The sequence below is a fragment of the Ignavibacteriales bacterium genome, from assembly GCA_026390795.1.
Taxonomy (GTDB): domain Bacteria; phylum Bacteroidota; class Ignavibacteria; order Ignavibacteriales; family Melioribacteraceae; genus Fen-1258.
The window spans coordinates 309170-327166 of sequence record JAPLFG010000001.1 but is presented as its reverse complement, the minus strand read 5'-3'; the positions used below and the strand labels follow the sequence as shown (position 1 = coordinate 327166).

At 33.8% G+C, this 17997-nt stretch carries 20 protein-coding genes and 1 tRNA gene; 17 read left to right on the top strand and 4 right to left on the bottom strand.

Features of this window, described 5'->3' with window-relative positions; genetic code table 11:
- Positions 1 to 16: 16 nt before the first annotated feature.
- The 3 genes from NTX65_01345 to NTX65_01335 all read right to left on the bottom strand — a co-directional run bounded on the left by NTX65_01345 (position 17) and on the right by NTX65_01335 (position 4080).
- The gene (locus NTX65_01345; protein MCX6167956.1) at positions 17 to 1057 is read right to left on the bottom strand and encodes a glycosyltransferase family 9 protein; all 1041 of its coding nucleotides are present in this window, start codon (positions 1055 to 1057) and stop codon (positions 17 to 19) included.
- 116 nt (positions 1058 to 1173) lie between these two features.
- A complete protein-coding gene (locus tag NTX65_01340) occupies positions 1174 to 2784 on the bottom strand; it encodes an NFACT RNA binding domain-containing protein (protein ID MCX6167955.1) in 1611 nt (536 codons plus the stop codon).
- A gap of 36 nt (positions 2785 to 2820) precedes the next feature.
- Complete coding sequence (locus tag NTX65_01335) at positions 2821 to 4080, bottom strand: putative sugar nucleotidyl transferase (GenBank protein MCX6167954.1); 1260 nt, start codon at positions 4078 to 4080, stop codon at positions 2821 to 2823.
- A 148-nt stretch (positions 4081 to 4228) separates the two neighbouring features.
- Between NTX65_01335 and NTX65_01330 the strand changes: the two genes are divergently transcribed.
- The 9 genes from NTX65_01330 to NTX65_01290 all read left to right on the top strand — a co-directional run bounded on the left by NTX65_01330 (position 4229) and on the right by NTX65_01290 (position 11596).
- Entirely contained in the window at positions 4229 to 4951 is a 723-nt protein-coding gene (locus NTX65_01330) for a PASTA domain-containing protein (protein MCX6167953.1), read from the top strand.
- A gap of 10 nt (positions 4952 to 4961) precedes the next feature.
- Entirely contained in the window at positions 4962 to 5624 is a 663-nt protein-coding gene (gene rpe / locus NTX65_01325) for a ribulose-phosphate 3-epimerase (protein ID MCX6167952.1), read from the top strand.
- A 122-nt stretch (positions 5625 to 5746) separates the two neighbouring features.
- Complete coding sequence (gene folP / locus NTX65_01320; protein ID MCX6167951.1) at positions 5747 to 6919, top strand: dihydropteroate synthase; 1173 nt, start codon at positions 5747 to 5749, stop codon at positions 6917 to 6919.
- A 1-nt stretch (position 6920) separates the two neighbouring features.
- Positions 6921 to 7772, top strand: a complete 852-nt coding sequence (cdaA, locus tag NTX65_01315) for a diadenylate cyclase CdaA (protein ID MCX6167950.1) — start codon at positions 6921 to 6923, stop codon at positions 7770 to 7772.
- A 160-nt stretch (positions 7773 to 7932) separates the two neighbouring features.
- Positions 7933 to 8610, top strand: coding sequence for a metal-dependent hydrolase (locus NTX65_01310; GenBank protein ID MCX6167949.1), 678 nt, complete (start codon positions 7933 to 7935; stop codon positions 8608 to 8610).
- 35 nt (positions 8611 to 8645) lie between these two features.
- Entirely contained in the window at positions 8646 to 9428 is a 783-nt protein-coding gene (locus NTX65_01305) for an AAA family ATPase (GenBank protein ID MCX6167948.1), read from the top strand.
- The gene (locus tag NTX65_01300) at positions 9425 to 10372 is read left to right on the top strand and encodes a ParB/RepB/Spo0J family partition protein (GenBank protein MCX6167947.1); all 948 of its coding nucleotides are present in this window, start codon (positions 9425 to 9427) and stop codon (positions 10370 to 10372) included. Before NTX65_01305 ends, NTX65_01300 begins: the two co-directional genes overlap by 4 nt.
- A 106-nt stretch (positions 10373 to 10478) precedes the next feature.
- Positions 10479 to 10865 (top strand): DUF5683 domain-containing protein, encoded by a 387-nt coding sequence (locus NTX65_01295; protein MCX6167946.1) that lies wholly within the window; start codon positions 10479 to 10481, stop codon positions 10863 to 10865.
- A gap of 11 nt (positions 10866 to 10876) precedes the next feature.
- Positions 10877 to 11596 (top strand): hypothetical protein, encoded by a 720-nt coding sequence (locus NTX65_01290; protein ID MCX6167945.1) that lies wholly within the window; start codon positions 10877 to 10879, stop codon positions 11594 to 11596.
- Here the strand turns inward: NTX65_01290 and NTX65_01285 are convergent.
- The gene (locus tag NTX65_01285; GenBank protein MCX6167944.1) at positions 11557 to 12498 is read right to left on the bottom strand and encodes a hypothetical protein; all 942 of its coding nucleotides are present in this window, start codon (positions 12496 to 12498) and stop codon (positions 11557 to 11559) included. The genes NTX65_01290 and NTX65_01285 overlap by 40 nt on opposite strands.
- Before the next feature lie 36 nt (positions 12499 to 12534).
- On the opposite strand from NTX65_01285, the gene NTX65_01280 reads away from it, so the two are divergent.
- The 8 genes from NTX65_01280 to purF all read left to right on the top strand — a co-directional run bounded on the left by NTX65_01280 (position 12535) and on the right by purF (position 17984).
- Positions 12535 to 13056, top strand: coding sequence for a hypothetical protein (locus tag NTX65_01280; GenBank protein ID MCX6167943.1), 522 nt, complete (start codon positions 12535 to 12537; stop codon positions 13054 to 13056).
- On the top strand, positions 13046 to 13318 hold the full coding sequence (locus NTX65_01275; GenBank protein ID MCX6167942.1) for a hypothetical protein: 273 nt from the start codon (positions 13046 to 13048) through the stop codon (positions 13316 to 13318). Before NTX65_01280 ends, NTX65_01275 begins: the two co-directional genes overlap by 11 nt.
- Complete coding sequence (locus NTX65_01270; GenBank protein ID MCX6167941.1) at positions 13315 to 13743, top strand: 3-dehydroquinate dehydratase; 429 nt, start codon at positions 13315 to 13317, stop codon at positions 13741 to 13743. The genes NTX65_01275 and NTX65_01270 overlap by 4 nt, the downstream gene beginning before the upstream one ends.
- A 93-nt stretch (positions 13744 to 13836) precedes the next feature.
- A complete protein-coding gene (locus NTX65_01265) occupies positions 13837 to 14235 on the top strand; it encodes a MerR family transcriptional regulator (GenBank protein MCX6167940.1) in 399 nt (132 codons plus the stop codon).
- Positions 14213 to 14286: transfer RNA gene (locus tag NTX65_01260), tRNA-Pro, on the top strand. The genes NTX65_01265 and NTX65_01260 overlap by 23 nt, the downstream gene beginning before the upstream one ends.
- Before the next feature lie 524 nt (positions 14287 to 14810).
- On the top strand, positions 14811 to 15686 hold the full coding sequence (locus NTX65_01255) for a hypothetical protein (protein MCX6167939.1): 876 nt from the start codon (positions 14811 to 14813) through the stop codon (positions 15684 to 15686).
- An 18-nt stretch (positions 15687 to 15704) separates the two neighbouring features.
- A complete protein-coding gene (locus NTX65_01250; GenBank protein ID MCX6167938.1) occupies positions 15705 to 16022 on the top strand; it encodes a hypothetical protein in 318 nt (105 codons plus the stop codon).
- 489 nt (positions 16023 to 16511) lie between these two features.
- Positions 16512 to 17984, top strand: a complete 1473-nt coding sequence (gene purF / locus NTX65_01245; protein MCX6167937.1) for an amidophosphoribosyltransferase — start codon at positions 16512 to 16514, stop codon at positions 17982 to 17984.
- Positions 17985 to 17997 lie beyond the last annotated feature (13 nt).

Below are 17997 nucleotides of genomic sequence, written 5' to 3'. Positions count from 1 at the left end.
AGTATCTCGATTTTTTTCAACTCTTAATCAGTATGTTGTTTTTTGAAATTAGATAATCAACTTTATCTAATACCTTTTCAAGAGGAAGATCGCGGAAACATTCATGCTGTTTAGGACAGACAAGCAGGTTGCATTCTATACAATCCAGTTCATCCAACCTTACCCACTCATGCATTTCACCGAATGGACCCTGCATATGCGGACTTGTGGGACCAAACAATCCTAGTACCGGTGTACCAACTGATGTAGCAATATGCATTGGTCCGCTATCGTTAGCAATTAAAATTTTACATCGTGCTATCAATGCTGCTAGTTCTTGAATTGTAGTTTCCGGAGCAATGATTGATTTATCACCGATTAGAGATTGAATTTTGAATGCATCTTCCTGATCAGATTTTCCCCAAAGAATAAATATCTTTGCGTTATATTTTTTGATCACAGCTTTAGCAATCTCTGCAAACTTACTGGGATCGCATTTCTTTGATTCCCATCCGCCGGTGGGGCATATACCGACGACAAAATTATTTTCTATAAAACTGTCTCTAAGATATTTCTCCGCAACCCGTAATGCTGCTGGACTTATATAATAATACAACTGTTTATAAGAAGAATTCAACCCAATCATTTTTAATGTTTCGAGATGAAGTAATGCAGAATGATATTTTCCTCGTTCAGCGGGACCATATAAATTATAAGCGTATCTTCTTCCTCGATAGGGAAATCCAACACGATATTTTGCTCCGCTGAAAAAAGTTACCAAAGCGGTTGAGGGATTCGAAAACAAATCAAGGATTAAATCGTATTTATTCTTTCTGATTTGTAGTACCATCGAAACTTTATTCCAAAAGTTGTTACGATCGAAAATCAGAACTTGTTTAATTTCTTTTAGACCGGATAATCCGGGTTGTGAAGGTGATTCAACTAAGTAATCAATCTGAGCTTTCGGAAAATCTTTTCTAAGATTATCGATAACGATCGTTGAGAGAACAACATCACCGATACCACGAAGCTTGATAATAAGTATTTTTTTTACTTTTTCTTTTCTGATTGGTTTCACTCAATAACCGAATTTATTTTAATAACCCATCCTTATTGGAAGAAATCTCTTCTCAATTCATAATTCAATTTACGAAGAATCTCTTACTCCATCAATGAGGTAGTTGTTAAGAATCTTTATTCAATCACCACTTCACAATCCTTTGGAATTTCGGGTTTTACCAGTAAAACATTTTCTTTTGTAACAGTTACTTGACCCGGTTCATGTCTCTGGTTTTTGTTCACATATTTTTTCAAAGTATAAGTAACTGGAACAACTTTAGAAGTCTTAGCTTTGCTGTAAAATGCTGCAACTGATGCGGCTTTCTGCAATATATTCTTTGGTACTACTTCTTTTGTGTTTTCAACTCTCAAAACAACATGCGAACCAGATACTGAGCGTGCGTGGAACCAAAAATCATTCTGTTTGGCAAATTTAGTGGTTAGAATATCGTTATTCTTACTATCCTTACCAACGTAAATATGGTACTTACTTTCTAATAAAAAATGACGGAACGAATATTTATCCTTTTTCTCATCATCTTGCATCACTTGAGATTTCATTTTTAATTCTTTTTTTATTTTTAAGAGTTGATCTTGTTCTTCGGTTAATTCAAACCTTGTTCTAATTTTTACTATCCGCTCGAATTCCTTTTGATTATAACTCAGCAATTCTTTTGATTTCTGATATTCTATTTTTTCGGATCTGGATTTATCGTAGTAACGGTCTACATTCTGATGCGGTGAAAGTTTTTCGTCAAGGATTATTTTCAGTTCTTCACCGGAGATATAATCACTCACTATTATTTCTTTTAGTCCCTTATGCAATAATTTAATATTTGCAAGTAATAAATCACCGTAATGATGATAAATAGTTTCTTTCGAACCCGAATCTACTCGAATTTTCAGATTGTTCAACTTGTGAGAAAGAGATTCAATTTGCTTTGTTAGGAAATTTTCGATTTCTCTTCTCACATCTTTTACTCTAGATTGAGAATAGGAGAGGGCGAAATATTTATTTAATGCATCAAAGTAATTGACAAATTCAGAATGATCTTCCAGGATATTTGCGCTTTTAAATCTCTTCGGATGAAACTTTGGCTTATTTGCATTCTCATCGAAATAAACAACAATTATCTCATGGTTGATATCGTCAAGAACATCAAAAAGATTTTTTTTGAAACTGCCGGGTCGTGATTCAGTTTCTGTTATAATATCTTTCCCGATAAAGGGCATTTTTTTTATGCCACTGTCATCGGTCATATTTCCTATGGCTTCATAAAGTGTTACAAGAGAACTAGTAAAATTTAATTTCGCGATTTCATCTTCATGTTTCTTCTTTTCTTGAGGGGAATTCTTTTTGAAGGAGTGCGTAATATTTTTATTCTCAGCATAGAATATGTTGCTTTGCCCACCTTTGAAAACAATAGTTATTATTCCGTTATTCAGACAAATCTGAACCACACGGTCTCCAATTGCAATATGAAGATATTCAATAGTGGAAGGAAATAATTCACTGAAAAAATTTATAGTATTCTTTTTTGCTTTATGATGTTCATCTTTAGTGGAAATATACGGCTGCTGAAGATTTGTTGAGACTACCACATGAAAATCTGGTTTACCATCAAGAGGGATGTGAAAGAATAGTTTGTCTCTTTCCTGCGTATAAGCCTCAACAATTTGTTTACCGCAGATTATCGGTTCCAATTGCTGCATGCATCTGAAAAGATAGAAGTAATTTTTATACATATCTGGCTGGATTGGATGATCAATTATTGACGGAAATTATGACTTCAACTTTAACAATCTTTCTTCAGTTGTTAGGTCAAATACTTTTCTTAAAAGGTCTTCACCATTAAGTGTTAGATTTAATTTTCTTCTCTGCAAAACAATCTTTGCAGTTTCCACGGTTTTATTCAGATCGTTTGTTTTTAGAAAATCGGATCCGCCCCAGCTAAAAGATGGGATGTAACGCGGAGGAAAACCCGAACCAAAAATATTGCAAGCTACACCAACTATTGTCCCGGTGTTGAACATTGTATTAATTGCGGTTTTAGAATGGTCGCCCATCATCAATCCAATAAATTTAGATCCGGTATCGACAGGTTTACCGTTCAGTAAAACAGAAATATTATCATAATTATTTTTAAGATCACTGTTGTTTGTACTTGCCCCAATATTTATCCAGCTTCCTAGATATGAATGACCGAGAAATCCTTCGTGCTGTTTATTGGAATATGATTGAATGATTGACGATTCTACTTCGCCACCGACTCTGCAAACTTCTCCAATACTTGTGTTGTGATATATTGACGCACCGCTTTTTATAATTGAATTATCGCCAATGTATACCGGTCCTTGAATATACGTATGCGACATAATATGAACATGTTTGCCGATATATACCTGACCATCTGATGCATCGATAAATACAAAGGGATCAATAGCAGAATCCTTATTGATAAATATTTTTTTCTTGTTCTTAAATTCAACGGATGGAAACTTTCTTGCCTCAATTTTTTGAATTTTCTTCACCAGCAGATCATAGTCATTATTTATCTCTACACCGTTTATATTAACCAGTTCCCAAGTGTATTTGATCAAATCCAAGTCAGTTTCGATTTTATTAATATTCTCGAGAATGTGAAAAGGGAGGAATTCCTTTTTATTCTCAATTAGTTTTTTCAGATAATTGCCCGAAAGTTTTGCAGTAATAACTGACCCGTCTTTTGCTAACAGAATTGAATTATCCTTCATTTTCTTAATTTGAGTTACTGAAGTTATTCCAGCCAGTAGGCGACCATTGACAAACAAAATATTTGGAGCAGTAAATTCATTAACTGCTATTTTTTGATTCTGTTCTTTAACTATATTTTTCAAATAATCTCGTGTGTGAAGAACTAATTCATACATCGAAAAACGAGCAGCTATTTTTTCGCGAATAGTTAATATTCCGCATCGCAAATCATAAACCGGGCGTGTATAAGTAAGTGGAAGAAAATTCCGGAACCCTTCATCTTCAAAAATGCACAATGCTGTTTTCATTCTTTCTCTATCAGATATTAATATTGATTTTGATTACTGCAATAAATTAATCAAAAATATTGGCTAGAAGCAAAAATCATTAATTAAAGAGAAGCATCCGGAAATATTTTGTGATAAGGTTTCTGTTTGATATATTTCAGATATGAAAATGCCAAACAAAAAATTCTGGTATAAGCTACTCATCATATTCGCTATATTTTTCGCCGCTTTCATTCTTATTGATGACGTATTTTTACCTTATTACGTAAGCGGAACGGAAAGTAAAGTTCCGAATGTTATCGGCAAAAATAAAGATGAAGCTATTAAAATCCTTCAAGATGCAAATTTTAATCCAATCGTTCAGACATCCCGTTTCGATGAAAAATTTCAGAAGAATGAAGTAATATTTCAAAAACCGGAAGCCGGTGTAATTGTTAAAGAAAACCGCAGAATATACTTGACTGTTAGCGGTGGCGATCCGATGATTAGAGTGCCGTCTTTAATTAGCAAAACATTACGGGATGCAACTCTATCTTTGGAAAGATTGGGTTTGATTGTCGGTAAAATTGATTCCGTCGAATCAGAATTTCCTTCGGATATAATTGTTGAACAGCAATATATGGAAGGAAGAGAAATTGCAAAAGGATCAACAATTAATATTAAAATTAGTGTCGGACCCAAAATCGGAATGGTCCGTGTTCCAAATCTTTTATCCAAATCTTTATCAGAAGCTGAAAATATTTTAAAGTCTAATTCTCTTAGGTTGGGAAATAGAATTTACATTTATTCATCTTCATTTTTACCAAACACAATTGCAGATCAAGAGCCAAGTGAAGATACGCTTGTCAAAATCGGCGATAGTGTCAATGTAGTTTTGTATCGAAGTAAATAAGCGAGATTAAATGAGCAATCAAAAAATTATAGCGCCTTCAATTCTAACAGCCGATTTTTCAAACCTTTCTCAACAGATTAGAGCAGTTGAAATCGGAGGGGCAAATTGGATTCACTGCGATATTATGGATGGGAAATTTGTACCGAGTTTAACTTTCGGTCCGGTAATTATACAAGCGGTTCGCAAATCAACTAGACTCCCGATTGATGTACATTTGATGGTCAAGGATCCGGATTCTTTGATAGAAAAATTTATAGAATCGGGTGCCAACTTGGTAACCGTTCATCAGGAAGAAGTAGTTCATCTGAATAGAACAATAACCATGATACATGAGCTTGGAGCTAAAGCTGGTGTTGCTATTAACCCATCCACACCAATTGCAACCTTAACAGAAATAATAAGTATTGTTGACATGATTTTGGTTATGTCGGTTAATCCCGGTTTCGGCGGACAAAAATTCATAGATAACTCTTTTAAAAAAATTAAAGAACTGGTCTCACTTCGTAATAGCACCCATGCTGATTTTTTGATTGAAGTTGACGGCGGTATTGGCACTGAAAATATTAAGGCTTTGTCAAGTGCTGGATGCGATGTATTCGTGATCGGTAATTCAATTTACGGCAAAGATAACATTACTGCAGCTACTGTAGAATTGAAGAACCTTATCGCTTAATCGTAGCGATTTCTAATACTTTTCTTTAATCCATTCAAATTATTTTTTTATCTTAAGAAAGTGATTCTGCTTATTCATGTAATCAAGCTTTGTATTGTAATATTTATTAATTGAGGGTACGATTGACTATTCAACTTGTAGACATATTCTATCCGAACGTATTTAAACGGTATAGCATTAAGTATAATATCTTCCGTGAACTTTACGAAAAAGATCTCGTTGGAATTGAAATACGCGGGATTGATTTTAAACTTGCGCAGAACATTAAAAAAATAATTTTGACTAACAAAGAAATCTGTTACAATACCGGTAAAAAGGGTGATACTTCATGCGACTTACTCGTACTTGGCTACTACGGTATATTTGAAGAATTGTCAAAAGAAATTATTGCCATCGGAAATGAAGAACTCGGTTTAAAAGTTGCAAGAACTGTCAGAAATATTACTGAATATGAAAATCATATTTTGAATATTGCGCATAAAAGTTTTTTGATGGACCATTCGTATGTAATGGGGATATTAAATGTTACACCGGATTCTTTTTCTGATGGCGGAAAATATTTAGACAAGAAAGCTGCCGTAGATCACGCCATAACATTACTGGAAGAAGGGGCTGATATTTTGGATATCGGCGGTGAATCGAGCAGACCCGGATCGGACTCCATAAGTGAAGAAGAAGAATTAAATCGGGTAATACCTGTAATTCAAGAAATCTTGAAAGAGAAAAAAGATGCAATCCTATCGATCGATACTATCAAATCAAAAGTGGCTTACGAAGCATTGAAATGCGGTGTAAAAATAGTTAATGATATAAGTTCATTCACTGCCGATGATCAAATGCTAAATGTTGTAAAGCAGTTTAACGCTATAATGGTTCTGATGCACATGAAAGGGAACCCAAAATCAATGCAGCAAGATCCTTCTTACGAAGATGTTGTTTCTGAGATTTATGATTATCTTGATTTAAAAGTTGATCAAGCAAAAAAAGCCGGGATTAAAAATATAATTATAGATCCCGGAATTGGTTTTGGAAAAAGGATTTCAGACAACTTCGAAATTATCAAACGATTGAATGAATTTAAGGGAATCGGTCATCCAATTCTTATTGGTGTCTCAAGAAAATCATTTTTAGGAAAGTCGATGAACTTGAAAATTGATGAAAGGGGAAATTCAACTGTTGTCGCCGAAACAATCGCGATAAAAAATGGAGCCCGTTTCATTCGAACGCACGATGTTAAATATACACTACAAGCATCAAGAATTAACAGCTTAATTGATAATCCGGAATTGGTTTAAGATGATTGAGCTTTTCAAAATAGGATTTCTCTCGGTTACCCTACTTGATTTGATAGATATATTATTTGTAACACTGGTTTTTTACAAAGTCTATAACGTTATTCGCGGTACTATTGCTTCTCAAATATTTTACGGATTGATACTTGTATTAATTCTTTCTTTCTTAACTCAAGCGGCAAACTTTAAGGCACTCGGCTGGTTATTAAAATTACTTTCCGATATTTGGGTAATCGCATTTGTTATTTTATTTCAACCCGAAATCAGAAGGCTTTTAGTACATCTAGGCAGAAATCCTTTTGTGAGAATATTTATTAACAAGGATGAAGCAAATATTGCCGATATAATTTCGGAAGCAGCTTTCGAACTTGCACAGCATCAACACGGCGCATTAATGGTTGTTGTGAGATCAGTCGGAATACGGGGTGTAGTTGAATCCGGAGAAATCATAAATGCAAAATTGTCCAAAAATTTATTGTTATCAATTTTCTTTCCACGTTCTGCATTGCATGACGGAGCCGTAATTATTAATAACGACATTGTGGAAGCAGTCCGGTGTACATTGCCTCTTACAATAGAGACTACTAAGGATGGATTACCGCTGGGAATGCGTCACCGAGCAGGAATCGGAATTTCAGAACAAGCCGATGTCATTAGTGTAATTGTTTCTGAAGAAACCGGGGGAATCTCCGTTGCAGAAAATGGAAAATTAAAATCCGGCTTATCAAAAGAAGGTTTAAGATATTATCTTTCTAATGCCATGCACACTTCTAAACGAAATTCTTTTAGTACAATTGCACGGGGAATCAAAAACATCTTTAAACAAAAAAAAACTAAATCTAATTTTGAATCTTGATCTTGTGTAATAATAAAATCCATTATGCATAAATAACAGATGGGAAATTGTAATAGTTAAATAGGGAAAAAAAGGTTACAAGATTTATTAAAATGGAAATGACTAAATTTATCTTCAATAATGCATTAAATATTTTTTTATACTTAATCAGGAGTGAAAAATGAAATTAAAATATTTTTCTCACTCTGCATTCCAGATAACGACAAATTCCGGAAAGAGTATATTAATTGATCCGTTTCTCGACGGCAATCCGACATCAGTGATTAAATCGAAAGATGTTAATGCAGATTATATCATTTTGACTCATGCTCACGGAGACCATATTGGTGATGCATTTTCTATCGCACAAAGGTGTAATTCACTTTTTATCTGTGTTAATGAACTTGCAAACTACTGTGCAGGTAAAGGATTTAAAGCTCATAATATGCATATTGGCGGCGGCCACAATTTCGATTTCGGTCGTGTAAAATTTACGATCGCCCACCACGGTTCTATGACTCCAGATAACCAATATGCTGGTGAACCATCCGGAGTTGTCCTTTCGATTGACGGAAAAAATATTTATCACACCGGAGATACCGGTTTATTTTATGATATGAAACTTATAGGCGAAATGAATTCACTTGATTATATGCTTTTACCGATTGGAGATAATTTTACAATGGGAATTACAGATGCTGTAAAAGCTGTTGAACTAGCAAACCCAAAAATTGCTATACCAATGCACTACAATACTTTTGATGTTATTAAAGCAGATCCGAATGAATTTAAAACAAAAGTTGAATCAATTGGTAAAAAATGTATTGTCATGAATTTTGGGCAGGAAATTGATTTATAATTCTTTATTATCGTTTTGGAGATAAAATTCTATTTATGGCGAAAATTATTGTTATAGCAAATCAAAAAGGCGGCGTAGGTAAGACAACAACTGCGATTAATTTATCTGCATCAATTGCTGCTGCTGAATTTAAAACTTTACTTATTGATATCGACCCCCAAGCAAATTCAACATCTGGTCTTGGTGTTGAGAACTATAAATTTTCTGTTTATCAAACATTGATTGGTATAGAAAACGCATCGGATTGTATTGTGAATACATATATGCCGTATCTCGATATACTTCCATCCACCATTGATCTTGTTGGGGCGGAAGTCGAATTGGTTTCAATGGATGAACGGGAATACCTTCTTAAAAAAGCAATCAAATCAATTCAAGATCAATATGATTTTATTTTTATTGATTGTCCACCTTCGCTTGGATTACTTACACTTAACGCATTAACCGCTGCCGATTCCGTTCTAATCCCGGTTCAGTGCGAATACTTTGCTTTGGAAGGATTAGGACAATTATTAAACACAATAAATATTGTTAAGAAAAATCTTAACCAAGATCTTGCAATTGAAGGTGTATTGCTTACGATGTACGATACTCGTCTTCGCCTATCCAATCAAGTTGTGGAAGAAGTAAAAAAATATTTCGGAGCTAAAGTGTTTCAAACTATAGTTCATAGAAATGTTAGACTCTCGGAAGCTCCAAGTCATTCCAAACCGGTAATTCTATATGATGCAAGTTCGGTCGGAGCGCAAAATTATATCTCATTAGCATCGGAATTAATTCAAAGAAATAATCTCGAACAAAAGAAGAATATCAATTGAGCAATTTAAAACCAGGACTCGGTAGGGGATTGGATGCTTTAATAAATCCTCAAGCAAGAAACACACTCGATAAACCGGTTGCATTATCAAACAAAGATTTGCAGAAGGATGATGGAATTTCCAACGATGTTCTTGCAAAGATCTCTGTAAATCTTATATCGCCAAATCCATATCAGCCTAGAACTGAATTTGATCCGGTAGCACTCGATGAATTGAAAAAATCAATTCTTGAAAACGGTTTGATTCAACCGATTACAGTCCGGCGTGTATCTAAAGATCATTACGAACTTATCTCCGGTGAAAGAAGACTTCGCGCATCAAAAGAGGTCGGAATAAAAGAAATTCCCGCTTATATTATTCATGTTGAGACTAAAGAAATGATGCTTGCTTTATCTCTTATTGAAAATATTCAGAGAGAAAAATTAAACTCAATAGAAATTGCAAATGCATATAAAAGATTGATGGATGAATGTAACTTATCTCAAGAAGAAATTGCACTCAAAGTTGGAAAAGACAGAACTACAGTGACGAACACAATTCGTTTATTGAAGTTGCCGGGAAAAATTCAACAAAGTCTTATTAAAAATGAAATTACTTCAGGTCACGCAAGATCTCTGATCAATCTTCCCGATGAAATACTTCAGCTGGAAATACTTGAGAAAATTATAAAACATAATTTGTCCGTAAGAAAAGTTGAAGAGATTGTAAGAAAATATCTTAATTCAAAAAATGTTAAGAAGAAAAAAATTACTGTCCCGTATAACGATCTAAGCAGTTTATCTCAGAAAGACCTAGAAAGTAAACTTCAGGGGATACTGGGGACAAAAGTAATGTGTAAGCAGAAAAAAGATGGTGCCGGAGAACTAATTATTGAATTTTATTCATTGGACGAGCTTGAAAGATTATTTGAACTTTTCGAAATCATCGGTAAAAATTATAATTAAAAACCTCTTGGTTGTTTTATTTATAGTTTTGTTTCCAAAAAATATTAATGCACAGGTACAACCTTTCGATTCTAACGCCGTCAAAATAGACACGAGTAAGTTTGTAATGAAGAAATCGCCATGGGGTGCTGTTCTTAGAAGTGCGGTGTTACCGGGATTTGGGCAATTTTACAACGAATCTTACTGGAAAATTCCCGTTGTGTGGGGAGTTCTTGGTGCACTTGGATACCAATGGAGTGTTAATAATAACTCTTATGTTCTGAATAAAGATAAATATGCAGAAAGTTTTAATACTAAGGCTGGCGGTAATATTACATATTATAGAATGAGCCAGTTTTACAGAGATCAAAGAGATTTGGTAGCCGTATTTATTGGACTAACATATTTTCTTAATCTTGTTGATGCATATATAGACGCACATTTATTCGACTTTGATGTTTCAAAAATTAACTCGGTGGAAAATCTCCGGCTTTCATTAAAGATTAAGTTCTAATTTGGTTCTATATGAAAAATGTTTTGATTTGCGAACAATGCGGTAATGAAAATCCTTATTATCAGCTTAACTGCACTAAATGCAAATCATTTTTGCGGGCAAGAATAGTTAATATAGATTTTTGGGATACACTTTGGAAATTACTTTATTCCCCAATTAAAACTGCGGAAAATATAATCCAGGCAGAAAATAAAAATTTTGTTCTTACCTGCGCATTGCTTGCTTCACTGAAAATTTCTTTACTCTCGCTCATATTAATGAACGCGGTGCGCTCTTTTGAAAATGAAAATTATTCCTTTATTCATGGATTTATTTTTGGCGGTGTTCCGTTTCTGATTATTATCCCGGTCTTCTCAATCATTATAACTCTTATAAATAAAAAAAATAATGTACGGGGTAGAGTAAAGGATGGAATTGCTGTTTATTTTTATTCTTTCGCGCCAATGGTGTTATCACTACTAGTCTTAACTCCAATTCAGTTCGCTTTGTTTGGCAGTTACTGGTTTACTTTCAATCCATCTCCATTTTTGATGAAACCAAGAGCTGCAACTGTAATGTACATTCTTGAATTAATAATGTTTATCTGGAGCGCATTCCTCTTTATTACATCTACCTACGCTCAAACTAAAAGCCGTATATATTCAATATTCTTAGGACTGTTAGGATTTTTTGTAACGACGATTATAATAGCTTATCTGTCAATTTCTATAAGTTTATTTTTAATCAGATAATCCACAATTGCACCGTAACGCAATCCTTTAGTGCTCACTCTGAATCTGCTGAAATTTAACTTTTTCATTACCCTTAATAATATTAGAGATCCGGCGAGCAATATATCCTCACGTCCTTCAACAACTTTCCCATATTTGTTTAACACTTCTTCTTTACTCATTTTTTTCAATTCGAAGATCATTTTTTTTAATTCTGAAAAGGTGATACTCGAATTATCAACTAAACTTTCATCAAATATTTTAATTCCTTGTTTGATGCATGATAAAGTAGTTGGTGTTCCGGCAACTGCAATTGCTTCAGAATGTTGTGGTATTAATTCAGAAAGCGTCTCGAACATTTTGTCAATATATACTTCAGACGCAAGTATCCCGGCATCTGTAGAGGGAAGTGAACGTAAGAATTTTTCCGTTAATGAAACTACGCCAATATCATAACTATTCTGATAAATAATTTTTTGTTTGTCACCCAAAATAATTTCTGTACTTCCTCCTCCGATATCAAATACTATTTTGGATTCATTATCACTAAAAGGGAAAGTTGAACCGAGGAAAGTCAACCGCCCTTCTTCAATTCCGGTTATAGTTTTGATTTCCAAGGAATATTTTTCTTTTACAAGATCGATTATTTCAGATGAATTTGAAGCAATTCTAAAAGCATTTGTCGCGTTGATCAGAATATTTGAACAATTATATTTGGTGCAAATATTTTTGTAATCAGCAAGAATATCCAATAAGATATCGATTTTCTCTTTAGTTATTTCTCCATTAGCTGTTAATCCTTGACTTAAACGGGGAATCTTTTGATAATTTGCTATGGAGGTGAAGGTTTGTTGTTCAGGATTAAATTCGACCAATAGTAGCAAAACTGTATTTGAGCCGATATCGATTGAGGCAATAGTCATAGTTTTTATTTATTTTTGGTAAAACAATTTAGACCAATGGAAAAAATAAACCTAGTCTCTAAAACATTTTTATTCATTACGATCCTTTTCTTCTCACTCTTTCTTGGTGGTTATGTGGCTCGTCAAATAGTTGTTTATCAATTATTCGAACCGACCGGGACTAATTTCAAATCGATTTATAACGAACAAAATTTGTACACGGTATATTTTACTATTTTCCCCATTATTGTCCTTAATATGGTAACGTATGCTGTATTTTTATTTTCATTTTTGATCTTTATCATCACCTCGAAAATAAAAATTAAATATGAAGGATGGCTCTTCGCAATAACAATAATACTTCTTGTAACAGCACCATTCGAAATATATTTACTAACTACGGATTATAAAATAACAAAACTAATAATGGCCGAGACGATGCAGATTAATGCTATTTCAGAGTTAATCAAGGCTAGAATGACGGAGCTTAGTAGTTTCTCTTTGATAGAAATATTTTCACTCATAGCTATTATTTTCATTGGTTTATTCAAACCATTAAGAAAAATAAATGAAAATTAAAGAGAAAGAATATGAGACCATTCTCCAGGACCTCAAACAATTAGCACAAGAGATGGGTGCTAAAGTAAGATTTGAAAGAGGTGATTTCAAAGGCGGTTATTGCATTGTGAGAGAGGACAAAACGATCGTTATCAATAAACTTTCCACACTTCAAAAAAAAATTATGATTCTTACAGCGGCTTTAAAAGATTTGGGAATAAATGAACATTTTATTCAACCAAAGATCAGAGAAATAATTGATGAGATCTCAGATAAATCATGAAGATATTAATACTAAACGGACCTAACCTTAATTTATTGGAAAAACGTGACAGCGGTAATTATGGTTTTCTTTCATTAGAAAAAATCGCTGAAAAGATAATTGACGAATTTCCTAAAATTGAATTTACATTTATACACTCCAATTCTGAGAGTGAATTGATAGACCATCTCCAGAAAAGCGAGATATTTGATGGTCTAGTCCTTAATCCGGGAGGATATTGTCATTCATCAGTTGGTATAAGAGATACGTTGGAAATTTTAAAAATTCCAAAAATTGAAGTCCATCTGTCGAACCTTGCATCGAGAGAGAAATTTAGAAAGATTATGCTTACCACATCTATGGTAAATGGTTATATATCCGGATTAAAAGAGATAAGTTATTTTGCAGCAATATATTCTTTGATCAAAATGATTGAACGCGAATAAAATTATATTTTTTCATTCTTCGGATTAAATCCGAAATCCTTGCGGATTCAAATAACAAAACCTATTTTCCATTTGTAAAAAAGGGTTAATAAAGTGAAAGACTTTGGATTAAAAAAATTGTATTACTCTATCAGTGAAGTAAGTAAACTCACAAGTTTGGAACAATATATACTTCGATACTGGGAGACAGAGTTTGAACAATTAAAACCCGGTAAGAATAGAGCAGGCAATCGGATTTACACCAACAAGGATATAAAACTTATTCTGCAGATAAAACGTTTATTGCGGGAAGAGAAATATACCATTGAAGGCGCGAAGAAAATTATGGCAGATTTGCATTTAGATAATCCTTTAATGACTTCTTCAGAATTGAATACAAACACAACAAAAGTGGCAGCACCGAGGACAATAAAAAAAGATTTGGAAGAAATAAAAAGTTTTTTGCTTTATATAAATTCTACATTAGAAACGGAACGTGGCGCAGTCCGGTAGCGTACTTGAATGGGGTTCAAGGGGTCGCGGGTTCAAATCCCGCCGTTCCGACAAAAAAGAAGCTACAAAATATTTTTTGATTAATCCTCCTTTGCGTATTTGATAAGTAGCGAAGTGGATATGATAATAATTTATTTATTGTACTTACCTTGGTTCAATATCTACTTTATTTTAAAAGGAAGTAAAACTTCTTGCCGTAGTTGATCTCGATCAATTCTCACATAATATTTTCTAGTAAACCGGTAATGTCTTTGATACTAATACTCCGCATGTTACTCATATTTCACTCTTGCTATAGAAAGGAAAGTTGCTTTTGTTTTATAGAAAGTCTTCCTTATAATAGTATTGAGTCTAAAATCTATACTTATTTAGATTGAGTAAAATTAAAAAATAAAAATCTTGCATAAAACTGATCTATTTATTAATTTCTAACCGCAACAAGAAAGAGGGTTTTTGTTGTAATTTAATTCTAAGCACATACTCGTATTATTCCATAGTTAGCCAATTGATTTTTTATACTACAGCTGAGTGGTTGTAGTATTAACATATCAAACAAATTACTAATTGGAGGTATTATGAGACGCTTCAAATACTACACAATTATGCTTCCTTATGTTGCCATTTATCTTATAATCATGATTCTTGCAAGCTGCAAAGACACTCATCAACAAACGACGGTAAACGAACCGTCAGCGTCTGCTTCATTGAACAAATCTGTACCAAAAGAAAGGTTTGAAAACCCTTGTAAACAGATCGGGGAAATGCACAATGAGGCAATGGTTGCTGTATATTCCGCTATAAAAAAGAATTCATCAAAAATTAGATGTATTGATGATCTTATTAACACTGCACAGCAAGGTATGAACGAATATTGGTGGAATAAGAAAATTTCTTTTGACGATCAATCAATGAAGAAATTATTTAAAAAGCACGATTATAAACGTTACATAATATCAAAAGAGAAGTTTTTGAAAAATCTATCAGATGAAGGATTGAATAATAAACAACTTGCGTTTATTGACGGTTTTTATAGTCTGATAGACAAAAGAATGTCTCCTAACGATCTTAAAGACACTATTGCGGAGATGAATGAGAGGGCAGTTAAAGAACTTGGAGAAACTGATGCTAAACATGTTCTTGCAGTATCTTCTATAGTTGAAAGTTCTTATGAATACCATAGTAAGAATAGTAGAGAGTGGATTGAATTAGTTAAGAATTTGCCCATTGAAGGCAAAAAGGATAATAAACTTTCTAAAACTTCTTTAGCGGAAATAGATTTGATGGCTGTTATATATGCTGATGCTGCTGCTTTTGCTGGTGCAGTTATTAATTGTGCCGAATCATTACTTTTTACTACATATCCAGCATGTGTTGCCGTATACACTTCAGTTGTATCTGCCACGGTTCTTCTTGTGCAATGCATAGCGCTAATAGTTGAATTGCTTTCTTAGTATTGGAAAGAGGTTATCGTGGAAAAGAAAAATAAAAATATTGTAATAAAAATAGTACATCGAATTAATTCAAACATGGCACTCTCAATACCTGTCTATTCACTCTATTATTTTATTGTGTTTTACTTCCTTGTCAATGACTCGAAGTGGTCCTGGATATATGTAACAAGATCACTTGCGCTTGGAATAGTTTCTGGGTTGTTTTTCCGTTTTGTAATATATGAGGGAAGGTACGACCGGAAAAAGAATGTTAAAATCGCTCTATTGATTATGATCGGGGTGGTAATAATTGCTGCGGTGGTGGAGGTAATAATTAAAAGAATTACCCAAAATTAAATCATTAAGTATTGGAAACATCTTAATACCTGTAATTGTCTTTGATATTCCGAAGTGAACGGAAAAGCAGTCTGAGGTGGCATCATAATCTAAATTAGGATTTCTTCCGTACAAAATTAATGCGGAGCGGGCTATTATTTCATTACTCGCAATGGCCATCATGGAGGAGTTTTTCAGAAATCTCTATTAGAAAGTGCGCCTTAAAATTAAGGCGCATTATTTTTACCTGCTTTTGCCAGTGGAGATTATGAATGTGGGGAGTTGCAGAATAAAATCATAATGATTAATTTGACGCCAGAAAAAAATAATGACAGAAAGTCAACAAACCAAAAGGCCAAATGATGATTAGAGTGAATCAAAATCCTCAATTCCCAACATTTTGCTAGAATGGTGTTCAAGGGGTCGCGGGTTCAAATCCCACCGTTCCGACACACGCATACAGGCACAGCATTATGTGCCTTTTTTATAAATCTTGATAACTAATAAAATATGAATGATAAACCAAAATGTAATTGTGGAGTATTCGGAATATTTGGAGCTAAAGATGCCGCTTTAACTACTTACTATGGATTATTATCTTTACAACATAGAGGTCAAGAAGCAGCTGGAATTGTTTCGTTATCTTATAATTTGAAAAACAAGCCGATATTTAACGTGCATCGGAATCTTGGATTGGTTTCCGAAATATTTAATGATGATAATATATTCGAAAATGTTCTTATCGGACCTAACGCAATTGGGCATAATCGCTATTCAACTACCGGCTCGTCGGATTCTTCAAAAAACATCCAGCCATTTACTGTTAATTACCGGATGGGAAACTTAGCTATTGCACATAATGGCAATTTAACTAATGCAAAGCAGCTGCGCGAAGAACTTGTAAATGATGGAGCGATTTTTCAGACTACGAGCGATACTGAGGTTATATTACATTTAATAGCGCGTAGTAAACTTGATAATCAAGTAGACCAAATAAAGGAAGCGCTTCAAAAAGTTGAAGGCGCATACAGCATCGTAATTTTAACAAATGACAAATTGATTGGCGCAAGAGATCCACATGGTTTCCGTCCTTTATGTATCGGAAAAATTAATGGTTCTCTAATAATCACTTCTGAAACGTGCGCACTTGATATTAACTCAGCCGAATATATACGAGATGTTGAACCTGGGGAGATGGTAATTATTGACAGCGAAGCAAACAGTTCCGGAATTGCTAAGTCAATTAAAATTATTCTGCAAAATTTTCCAAAAAAACATTGTGTCTTTGAGTATATCTATTTCTCCAGACCCGATAGCAGAGTCTTTGGCGCCAATGTTGATAAGATGAGAAGAAAATTAGGAAAAGTGTTGGCAGAGAAACACCCGGCATTTGATAAGGATGGCGATAAAATTATTGTCATAAGCGTTCCGGACAGTTCGAACACAGCCGCAATTGGATATCAAAGACAATTAGCAAAACAAGGCGTTTTATCAAAACTGGAAATTGGATTAATTCGAAGCCATTACGTTGGTAGAACTTTTATATTACCCGGTCAGCGTGCTAGGGAAATAGGAGTTAAAATTAAATTCAATACTGTAAAAGGTGTACTGGAAAACAAAACCGTAGTCTTGATAGACGATTCAATTGTAAGAGGGACAACTTCTAAGCAGTTGGTAAAATTATTAAGAGAGGCAAATCCCAAATCAATTCATTTGAGAATTTCATCTCCTCCGATTATTAGTCCGTGTTATTATGGAATGGATTTTCCTTCTAAGGAAGAATTAATAGCTAATAAATTTAGTGTGGATATTGAAGCAATTCGAAAATACCTAGAGGTAGATACTTTAGAATATCTTACAATTGATGAAATGTTAGAGGCAATGGTTGATCATAAACCGGATAATTTTTGCACAGCTTGTTTTTCGGGCAATTATCCTGTTGCAATCGACAAACTAATTACAAAAGATGTTTACGAAGATTAGTTAATAATCTCAT